Annotated in this window: 9 protein-coding genes; 2 read left to right on the top strand and 7 right to left on the bottom strand. The window is 66.4% G+C overall.

Annotated features, from left to right (window positions below; translation table 11 throughout):
• The 7 genes from DBV14_RS31855 to DBV14_RS31825 all read right to left on the bottom strand — a co-directional run.
• Window positions 1-960, bottom strand: a 960-nt coding sequence (locus DBV14_RS31855) for a tripartite tricarboxylate transporter permease (protein WP_185546195.1), incomplete at its 3' end; no start/stop codon positions are given.
• A gap of 22 nt (window positions 961-982) precedes the next feature.
• A complete protein-coding gene (locus DBV14_RS31850; RefSeq protein ID WP_124465829.1) occupies window positions 983-1471 on the bottom strand; it encodes a tripartite tricarboxylate transporter TctB family protein in 489 nt (162 codons plus the stop codon).
• 145 nt (window positions 1472-1616) lie between these two features.
• Window positions 1617-3416 (bottom strand): GspE/PulE family protein, encoded by a 1800-nt coding sequence (locus DBV14_RS31845; RefSeq protein WP_124465826.1) that lies wholly within the window; start codon window positions 3414-3416, stop codon window positions 1617-1619.
• Window positions 3413-4207 carry a spermidine synthase gene (locus DBV14_RS31840; RefSeq protein ID WP_124465823.1) on the bottom strand — a complete coding sequence of 265 codons (795 nt, stop codon included), beginning with the start codon at window positions 4205-4207 and terminating at the stop codon, window positions 3413-3415. The genes DBV14_RS31845 and DBV14_RS31840 overlap by 4 nt, the downstream gene beginning before the upstream one ends.
• On the bottom strand, window positions 4207-4737 hold the full coding sequence (locus DBV14_RS31835; RefSeq protein ID WP_124465820.1) for a DNA-deoxyinosine glycosylase: 531 nt from the start codon (window positions 4735-4737) through the stop codon (window positions 4207-4209). The genes DBV14_RS31840 and DBV14_RS31835 overlap by 1 nt, the downstream gene beginning before the upstream one ends.
• Before the next feature lie 101 nt (window positions 4738-4838).
• A complete protein-coding gene (locus DBV14_RS31830) occupies window positions 4839-5285 on the bottom strand; it encodes a hypothetical protein (protein ID WP_124465817.1) in 447 nt (148 codons plus the stop codon).
• 135 nt (window positions 5286-5420) lie between these two features.
• Complete coding sequence (locus DBV14_RS31825; RefSeq protein WP_124465814.1) at window positions 5421-6281, bottom strand: TatD family hydrolase; 861 nt, start codon at window positions 6279-6281, stop codon at window positions 5421-5423.
• A gap of 87 nt (window positions 6282-6368) precedes the next feature.
• Here DBV14_RS31825 and DBV14_RS31820 point away from each other — a divergent pair, with 87 nt between their 5' ends.
• Together DBV14_RS31820 and DBV14_RS31815 are read left to right on the top strand one after the other, a co-directional pair.
• Complete coding sequence (locus tag DBV14_RS31820) at window positions 6369-7403, top strand: S1C family serine protease (protein WP_124465811.1); 1035 nt, start codon at window positions 6369-6371, stop codon at window positions 7401-7403.
• Between the two features lie 28 nt (window positions 7404-7431).
• Entirely contained in the window at window positions 7432-8457 is a 1026-nt protein-coding gene (locus DBV14_RS31815) for a MoxR family ATPase (RefSeq protein WP_124465808.1), read from the top strand.
• The last annotated feature ends 227 nt before the right edge of the window (window positions 8458-8684 follow it).

Genomic DNA, 8684 nt, shown 5'->3' with positions numbered 1-8684 from the left:
CGGGATGAAGGAGGTTTGCGCACCCGCGTTGTTGGCCGACTCGGGAGCCGCCACGCCACGGATGTTGCCCTTGCCGAAGGGCACTTCGCCCGGCTTCAGCTTGGTCTTCTTCTCGATCGTGTAGGCCGCGAAAGCCGCCAGCAGCGCACCGCCGCCAGGCAGGATGCCCAGTGCCGAACCCAGCGCCGTGCCACGCAGCACGGCCGGGATCATGCGCTTGAAGTCTTCCTTGGTCGGGAACAGGCCCGAGACCTTGGCGGTGAACACTTCGCGCTCGTCGTCGGGACGCGAGAGGTTGGCAATGATTTCGCCGTAGCCGAACACGCCCATGGCGATGGCCACGAAGCCGATGCCGTCGGTCAGTTCGGGAATGTCGAAGCTGTAGCGCGCCACGCCCGAATTCACGTCGGTGCCGACCAGGCCCATCAGCAGGCCCAGCACGATCATCGCGATGGCCTTGAGCAGCGAGCCCGAGGCCAGCACCACGGCACCGATCAGGCCCAGGATCATCAGCGAGAAGTATTCGGCGGGGCCGAACTTGAAGGCCAGCTCGGTCAGCGGCGGTGCAAAGGCAGCCAGGATCAGCGTGCCCACGCAACCGGCGAAGAACGAGCCCAGGCCGGCCGCGGCGAGCGCCGGACCCGCACGGCCCTTGCGCGCCATCTGGTAGCCGTCGATCACGGTCACCACCGACGACGATTCGCCCGGCAGGTTGACCAGAATGGCGGTGGTGGAGCCGCCGTACTGCGCGCCGTAGTAAATACCGGCCAGCATGATCAGCGCCGACACGGGCGGCAGTGCGTACGTGGCGGGCAGCAGCATCGCGATGGTCGCGACGGGGCCGATGCCCGGGAGCACGCCGATCAGCGTACCCAGAATACAGCCGGCCAGGCAGTACAGCAGGTTGGTGAAGGTAAAGGCAACGCCAAAACCCATCGAGAGGTGTTCAACCAATTCCATGATGTGAGCAGCTTTCTTCTTGTCAGCCGGTGATGAAGGTCGGCCAGACCTGGATCTGAAGCTTGAGCGCCCAGATGAATGCAACGTAGCTGCCGACGGCCAGGATGGTGGCCAGGATCAGCACGGTAGGCAGCTTGAACTCGTGGCCCGCAAGGCTCGAGATGATCACCAGCGCGTAGATGGCAATGATCATTCCCATGGCCGGCACGCCGATGCTCGGCAGGCCGCCGAGCAGAATGCCGAATGCCAGGTTGGCACCCAGGATGAACACCACCTGCTTCCAGGCCCACTTGCCGATTTTTTCGCCGTCGGTGGTTTCAACGGTGAGCCCGCTGAACATGATCCCCAGGCCAATGACGGCCATCAGGATACCGAGCATCAACGGGAAGTAACCCGGACCCATGCGAGCACCGCTGCCCACGCTGTAGGTGGTGGCGCCCCATGCGAACGCCACGCCCACGACTGTGAACATCAGACCCGAGAAAAAGTCTTTCTGACTTTTGATTTTCACGAACAGTCTCCTCGAACAAATTTCGATGCGGGATTGTCGAGTCAGGCTCCGGTCAGGCTGATGTGGATTCCACTAACCGCGGGACTAGGGATAACCCGAAAGGCTTCACCGGCCTCCACGGGGTAACGGGCGTAGTAACCCGTGATTATTCCAAAGGCGGCGTCGCGCTCAGGACTTCCTCGATGGTCGTCACGCCCTCGGCCACGCGCAGCGCGCCGGCCAGACGCAGCGGCCGCATGCCGTCGATCACGGCCTGGCGCCGCAGCCCGCCGAGGTTGGGCTCCTTGGTCACCTGGTCCTTGAAGGGCTCGGTCACGCTCAGCAGCTCGTACAGCCCCATGCGGCCCATGTAGCCGGTCATGCGGCAATCGACGCAACCCACAGGCTTGTAGGCGCGCACCGAGCCGGTGATCTGCCAGGGCTTGACGATGGCCTCGAGGCTTTCGCGCGTGACCGTGTCGTCGGGCTGCTTGCAATGCGGGCACAGCGTGCGCACCAGCCGCTGCGCGAGCACGCCCAGCATGACGGCCGTGATGAGGTACGACGGCACGCCCAGTTCCATCATCCGCGTGATGGCGCTCGGCGCGTCGTTGGTGTGCAGCGTGCTGAACACCAGGTGGCCCGTCAGCGCCGCCTGCACCGCCATCTCGGCGGTGGCAAGGTCGCGGATTTCGCCGACCATGATGATGTCCGGGTCCTGCCGCATCAGCGCGCGCAGGCCCTCGGTGAAACCGAAGTCCAGCTGCGGCTGCACCTGCGTCTGGTTGAACGAAGGCTCGATCATTTCGATCGGGTCTTCCACCGTGCTCACGTTGACCTCTTCGGTCGCCACGCGCTTGAGCGTGGAATACAGCGTGGTGGTCTTGCCCGAGCCGGTGGGCCCTGTCACCAGGATGATGCCGTTGGGCCGCGTCACCAGCTGTTCCCAGCGGTGCGCATCGTGCTGCGCAAAGCCCAGTGCGTCGAGGTCTTTCACCGCGGTGTCGGGGTCGAAGATACGCATCACCATCTTCTCGCCGAATGCGGTCGGCAAGGTCGACAAACGCATTTCGACTTCGTCGCCGCGCATGTTGCGGGTCTTGATGCGGCCGTCGAGCGGACGGCGTTTCTCGACCACGTCCATGCGGCCGAGCAGCTTGATGCGCGCGACCATCGCGTTCATCACGCCCATCGGCATCTGGTAGGCCGGATGCAGGATGCCATCGATGCGAAAGCGGATCACGCCCTGTTCGCGGCGCGGCTCCAGGTGGATGTCGCTCGCGCGCTGGTCGAAGGCGTATTGCCACAGCCAGTCGACCACCTGCACCACGCTCTGGTCGTTGGCGTCGAGCTGCTTGTTGCTCTTGCCCAGTTCCACCAACTGCTCGAAGCTCGCGCCGCCGGTGTTGCCGCCGGCCTTCTGCGCCGCGCGCACCGACTTGGCAAGCGCAAAAAACTCGGCCGTGTAGCGCTGGATGTCCGACGGGTTGGCCACCACGCGCCGCACCGCGCGCTTCGACTGGCGCTCGACCTCGGCGATCCAGTCCGTCAGGAAGGGTTCGGCCGTGGCCACCACCACTTCATTGGGCAGCACCTGCACCGGCAGCACCTTGTGGCGCTCCGCGTAGGCGGCGCTCATGGTGTCGGCCACCTTGCCCACGTCGACCTTCAGCGGATCGATGCGCAGGTAGGTCAGGCCGGCGCGGCCGGCCAGCCATTGCGTGAGTGTTTCGAGGTCGAGCGGCTTGTTGTCGCTCTCGCGGGTCATGGCCACGTTGGCCAGGCGGATCAGCGGCGCCTGCCGGCTCTCGGCCTGGGCGCAGCGCGCGATGGTGCGCTTGGCCTCGACCGGCGAAATGACGCCGTCGGTGGCCAGCCATTCGATCAGGCGGCGCAGCTCGAGCGGGCCTTCGTGGCGGGTGGCCAGGGGAACGGGGGCGGAAGCAGCGGGAACAGCAGCGCTCATGAGCCGGATGGTCGGGTGATGGAAAGATTCTGGGGTTTGAACACCCGCAACCACTTGGGCGCGGGCAGGCCCCAGCGAGTCTGGATCGTTTGCGCGCGCTCGGCAAGCACCTCGCGCTTCGGACGGCTGGGGGTGCGCTGCGCCAGCACCACCGTGTTGCCTTCGCGCGTCGGCTTGAAGGCCCAGACGGCATCGGCGCCAAAGGCCGCGGCAATCTTCTCGAGGCTGCGCTCGTAGCTCGACGAGCGGCCGAAAAGGTTGACGGTCATGCAACCGTCATCGGTCAGCAGCGCGCGGCAGTCGGCATAGAAGTCTTCGCTGTCGAGCACGGGCGCGGCGGCCTCGTGGTCGTACAGGTCGACCTGCAGCGCATCGACCGTGCCGTGCCATTCGGGCTTGCGGATCTCCAGCGCCGCATCGGCGATGACCACGCGCAGCTTCGGGTCGTCGGCCGGCAGCTTGAACCAGCCGCGGCAGGCCGACACCACCTGCGGATTCAGCTCGACCGCGGTGGTGCGCATGCGCAGCGTCTTGCGGCTGAACTTGGTGAGCGTGGCCGCGCCCAGGCCGAGCTGCATCGCGTGGCGGCTGGCCACCGTCTTGCCATCGACGAACAGCAGCCAGGCCATCATGCGTTGCACGTATTCGAGTTCGATCTCGAAAGGCGCGTCGATCTTCATAGAGCCCTGGACCCATTCGGTGCCCAGGTGCAGGTAGCGGATGTCGCCCCAGTCCGAAAAATTGACTTCGGGGAGCGCTTGGGCTTTGGCGGGTGTTTTGCTCGATGCCATCAGAGAAGGTGGTGGGCGACGAAGACCTCGCGCCAGGCCGCGAGCTTGCGCTCGAAACTCCATGACGCGTTGGCGGGGCTGGTGGAAGGCAGCTGGTAGACCGGCACGCCCAGCGTGCGCGTGTGGCGCGCGTGCTTGAAGCTCTCGCCGCCGTTGTGCGCGATGGCCGCGAGCTTCGGCAGATGCAGGCCGGCGATATCGTTCACCACCGGCGCGCGAATGGCCGAGTCGAGGCTGCCCTCGCGCTCGCAGGCGCCGTACACGTCCCACACGCCCAGCCCGCGGTCGAGCAGCCAGCCGCGGCGCTTGCCGTAGCTGTCTACACCCGAAGGGAGAGGGTTGTCGGGCCAGACGGCTTGCAAGATCTTCCAGAACTGATTTTGAGGGTGTGCATAGTACTGCTGCTGCGCGAGCGACTTCACGCCCGGGAAGCTGCCGAGGATCAGCACGACCGTGGCCGGCGAGACGATGGGCGCAAGGCCTGTCAGCACCGGGCTGGTGGTGGCGGGTGCGGCGGCGGGTGGATTCATGATGGGCGGTATCTTGGCACCGCCGCGAGCGCCCACAAAAAAACCCGCCGAAGCGGGTTCTTTCTTCAGGGCCGAAGCCCTGGCAATCGGCTTGCGCCGACTTACTTCTTGGCAGCTTCGTTCTCGGCCGTGCCGGGGATCTTCTCGCCGATGGCCTTGCCGGTGCTGCGCATGCCGTCGGCCGTCTTGTGGCCGGCGTTTTCAACCACTTCACCGGTCTTGGCGGCAGCCTTCTTGGTGGCGGTGGTGGCCTTCTTGGTGGTGCGCTTGGTCGCGTTCACGGCCTTCTTGGTCGTGCTCTTGGTGGCGTCCCAGGCCTTCTCTGCACCGGCTTCGGTGGCATTCACTGCCTTCTTGGTGGTGCGCTTGGTCGCATCGACGGCGTCCTTGCCGGCTTCCTTCACCTTTTCGGTGGTGGTGGGCTCGGCAGCGGCAGGCGCTGCGGTCACCGGAGCGGGGGCGGTGGTCTGTGCCACGGCCGACACGCCGATGGAGGCGAGCGCCAGCGCGAGGACGACGGGCATGGTGCGAACGAAAGACGTGGTCATTGAAAAGACTCCTGGATGTTGGATGAAGTTTTGGAGTGACAAACCTGCCACTCGTCTAGCAACGAACTTGCGAGACTCAAGGATGACAGCAAATCTGCAGCATCTGCACACACGGGTGCAGGTCGGGGCATTGGCCTACGCGGAGTGCGGCGGGCGCTCCGACAAAGCCATCAGACTTTCGAGCTTCGGAAGCGTTTCAAGCGCATTCCGCGTGGTGGCGCGGGCCAGTTCCTCGATGCCGATGCCCCGCAGTCCGGCCACCACTTCGGCGATGCGCGGCAGCTCGCCGGGCTCGTTGCGGCCCTGCGGCTCGCCGGCCGCGCGCTGCTCCTGCGTGCGGTAGAGCCAGTGCGGCTGGATGTCGGGTGCGTCGGTCTCCATGACGATCGATTCGAGCGGCAGCGTGCCGGCCAGCCGCCGCAGTTGCAGCGCGCGCTCGAAGGTCACGGCACCGCCAAAACCCAGCTTCAGCCCGAGCGCGATGCAGGCCTGCGCCTGCTGCTCGCTGCCGTTGAAGGCGTGCGCAATGCCGCGCCACGGTTGCCCGCCCGCCGTCTGCCGCAAATGCTTGAGCACCTTGTCGACCGAACGCCGCACATGGATGAGGATGGGTAACCCGTGCCTGCGTGCCAGTTGCAACTGAGTGTGAAAGAAACGCTCCTGCTTGTCGCCGTCCAGGCCCTCGACGAAGTAGTCGAGCCCGATCTCGCCGACCGCCACCAGCCGGGGGTCGTCGCGCCGGGCGGTGAGCTCGGCATCGAGTGCTTCCAGGTCGCTCTCTTTCGCCTCGCCGGTACATAGAGGGTGAATGCCCAGCGCGTAGGCGTCGCCCTGCGCGTGGGCCAGCTCGCGCACGGTGGCGAAGTTGAAGACGGCCACCGCCGGAATCACGCACATGGCCACGCCCTGCCGGGCCGCGCGGGCGCGGATCGCGGGCATCTCCGCCCCGAATTCGGGCGCATCCAGGTGGCAGTGGGTATCGACAAATGCAGCCATCGCGCGATGATGCCCGAAGGGATGCACAGGCGCGGAAAGCGTGCTACTGTGAACTCCTTCACGCGATTTTTAGCCGGAGGTTCTCCGATGCGCAGGCCCGCTTTCTACAGCCGTTCGCCCCGCACGCTGCCACCGGCCGCAGAACAGGCGGCCGACCAGGTGGATGCTCCGGTGTCGCCAGACGAAGCGGGCGCGAGCGCTTCCGCCGCGGCCGCCACGGCAACAGCCACCGCGAAGAACACCCCCGCCAAGGCCGGCTGGCAACCGGGCCGCCGCAGCTTCGCGCTGCTGTTCGTGCTCAGCGCCGCGCTGGTCACCGGCGCCGCCCTCTGGGCGCCACGCCCTGGCGCCAAGGCGCTCACCCAGAAAGACATCGACGCGGCCGTGCTGCGCACGCTGCAGACCAACTCCCTGCCCTCGCCCGCCGCCAGGGCGGCCGACATCATCCGGCCCTCGGTGGTGCGCGTGGTCGGCTACGGCACCGAGAAAACCACGCCCGAGGCCAGGACGCAGAAACGCGGCCGCAACCTCGCCAAGGGCAAGCCGCCCGAAGCCCCCAACGACGGCGGGCCGAACGGCGAAGTCGAGCGCGGCGTGGGCACCGGCGTGGTGATCGTCGACAAGGGCGTCATCCTGACCAACCTGCACGTCGTGGCCGGTGCCGACAAGATCAAGGTCACCTTCGCCGACGGACTGGAGGCGGTGGCCACCATCACCGGCGTACAGCCCGAGAACGACCTCGCGGTGCTGCAGGCGCAGAAGATTCCCGACGACCTGATTCCCGCCACCATGCGCTCCACCGCCGACCTGCGCCCCGGCGACCAGGTGGCGGCCGTGGGTTTCCCGTTCGGCATCGGGCCTTCAGTGTCGGCCGGCGTGGTGTCGGGCCTGAAGCGCTCGTTCCGCTCACCCGAAGGCAAGCAGGAGCTGGGCAACCTGATCCAGTTCGATGCCGCGGCCAACCCCGGCAATTCGGGCGGCCCGCTGATCAACATGGACGGCGAAGTGCTCGGCATCGTCACCGCCATCCTGAACCCCACGCAGCAGCGCACCTTCATCGGCATCGGCTTTGCGGTGCCCATCGAAAACGCCGCCTCCGCCGCCGGCTCGCCCCCGTTCTGACGCTTCATTCATTTCGAAAGTCCTTCGCATGAGCACAGAGACCAACGCTTCCCCCACGCTCACCACGGCCGCTGGCACCGCCGAACTGATGGAGCAGATCCTCTACGAGGTGAAGCGCGTGGTCGTGGGCCAGGACCGTTTTCTCGAGCGCGTGATGGTCGCGATGCTCGCGGGCGGGCACCTGCTGGTCGAAGGCGTGCCGGGCCTGGCCAAGACGCTCACCATCAAGACGCTGGCCGACACGGTGCAGGGCCAGTTCAAGCGCATCCAGTTCACGCCCGACCTGGTGCCGGCCGACCTGGTGGGCACGCGCATCTACAACCAGAAGACCGGCGAGTTCAGCACCTCGCTGGGCCCGGTGTTCGCCAACCTGCTGCTGGCCGACGAAATCAACCGCGCCCCGGCCAAGGTGCAGAGCGCGCTGCTCGAAGTGATGCAGGAGCGGCAGGTCACCATCGCAGGCGAAACGCACAAGGTGCCGCGTCCGTTCCTGGTGATGGCCACGCAGAACCCGATCGAGACCGAGGGCACCTACCCGCTGCCCGAGGCGCAGGTCGACCGCTTCATGATGAAGGTGCTGGTCGACTATCCGAGCGACGAAGAAGAATTCGTGATCGTCCAGCGCGTGATCGGCCCGCCGGTCTCGGCCAGCCCGGTCGCCACGACCGACCAGCTCGCGGCATTGCAGGCGGAGGCGCGGCGCGTGTATGTCGACCCGTCGCTGATCCAGTACGCGGTGAAGCTGGTGTCGGCCACGCGCACGCCGGAGAAGCACGGCCTGAAGGACCTGCGCCGCTTCATCACCTTCGGCGCGAGCCCGCGCGCGAGCATCAGCCTGACGGAAGGCGCACGCGCGCTGGCGTTGTTGCGGGGCCGGAGCTATGCATTGCCCGAAGACATGACGGCGCTGGTGCCGGACGTGTTGCGCCATCGCGTGACGCTTTCGTACGAGGGTCTGTCCGAAGGCCTGACGCCGGACGGCCTGGTAGAAAAGATCATGCGTGCGGTGCCTGCGCCTCCGAAGCCGCTCGAACATGAAAAGCTGGTGGCCTAGGATGGAACGCTACTCTTGTGCTCGTCGTGTTCTGTTGATGCGTGACGTGCGTCGTTCAGGGCACGCTCGCGCCGACGGTGTGCTCTGCTCCGCGAATGTCCCCCGCTTCGCTCCTCCTTTATTTCGCTGCGCGGAGCACCCGATGCCAGTCGCACGAGGGCGCTGCTCTCGCATTGGCCGATCAACGACCGCTCTGAAGGCGCTCGCGCCGATGGTGTGCTCTGCGC

Source organism: Variovorax sp. KBW07, from assembly GCF_003852515.1.
Taxonomy (GTDB): domain Bacteria; phylum Pseudomonadota; class Gammaproteobacteria; order Burkholderiales; family Burkholderiaceae_C; genus Variovorax.
This window is presented reverse-complemented; position numbering and strand designations above follow the sequence as displayed.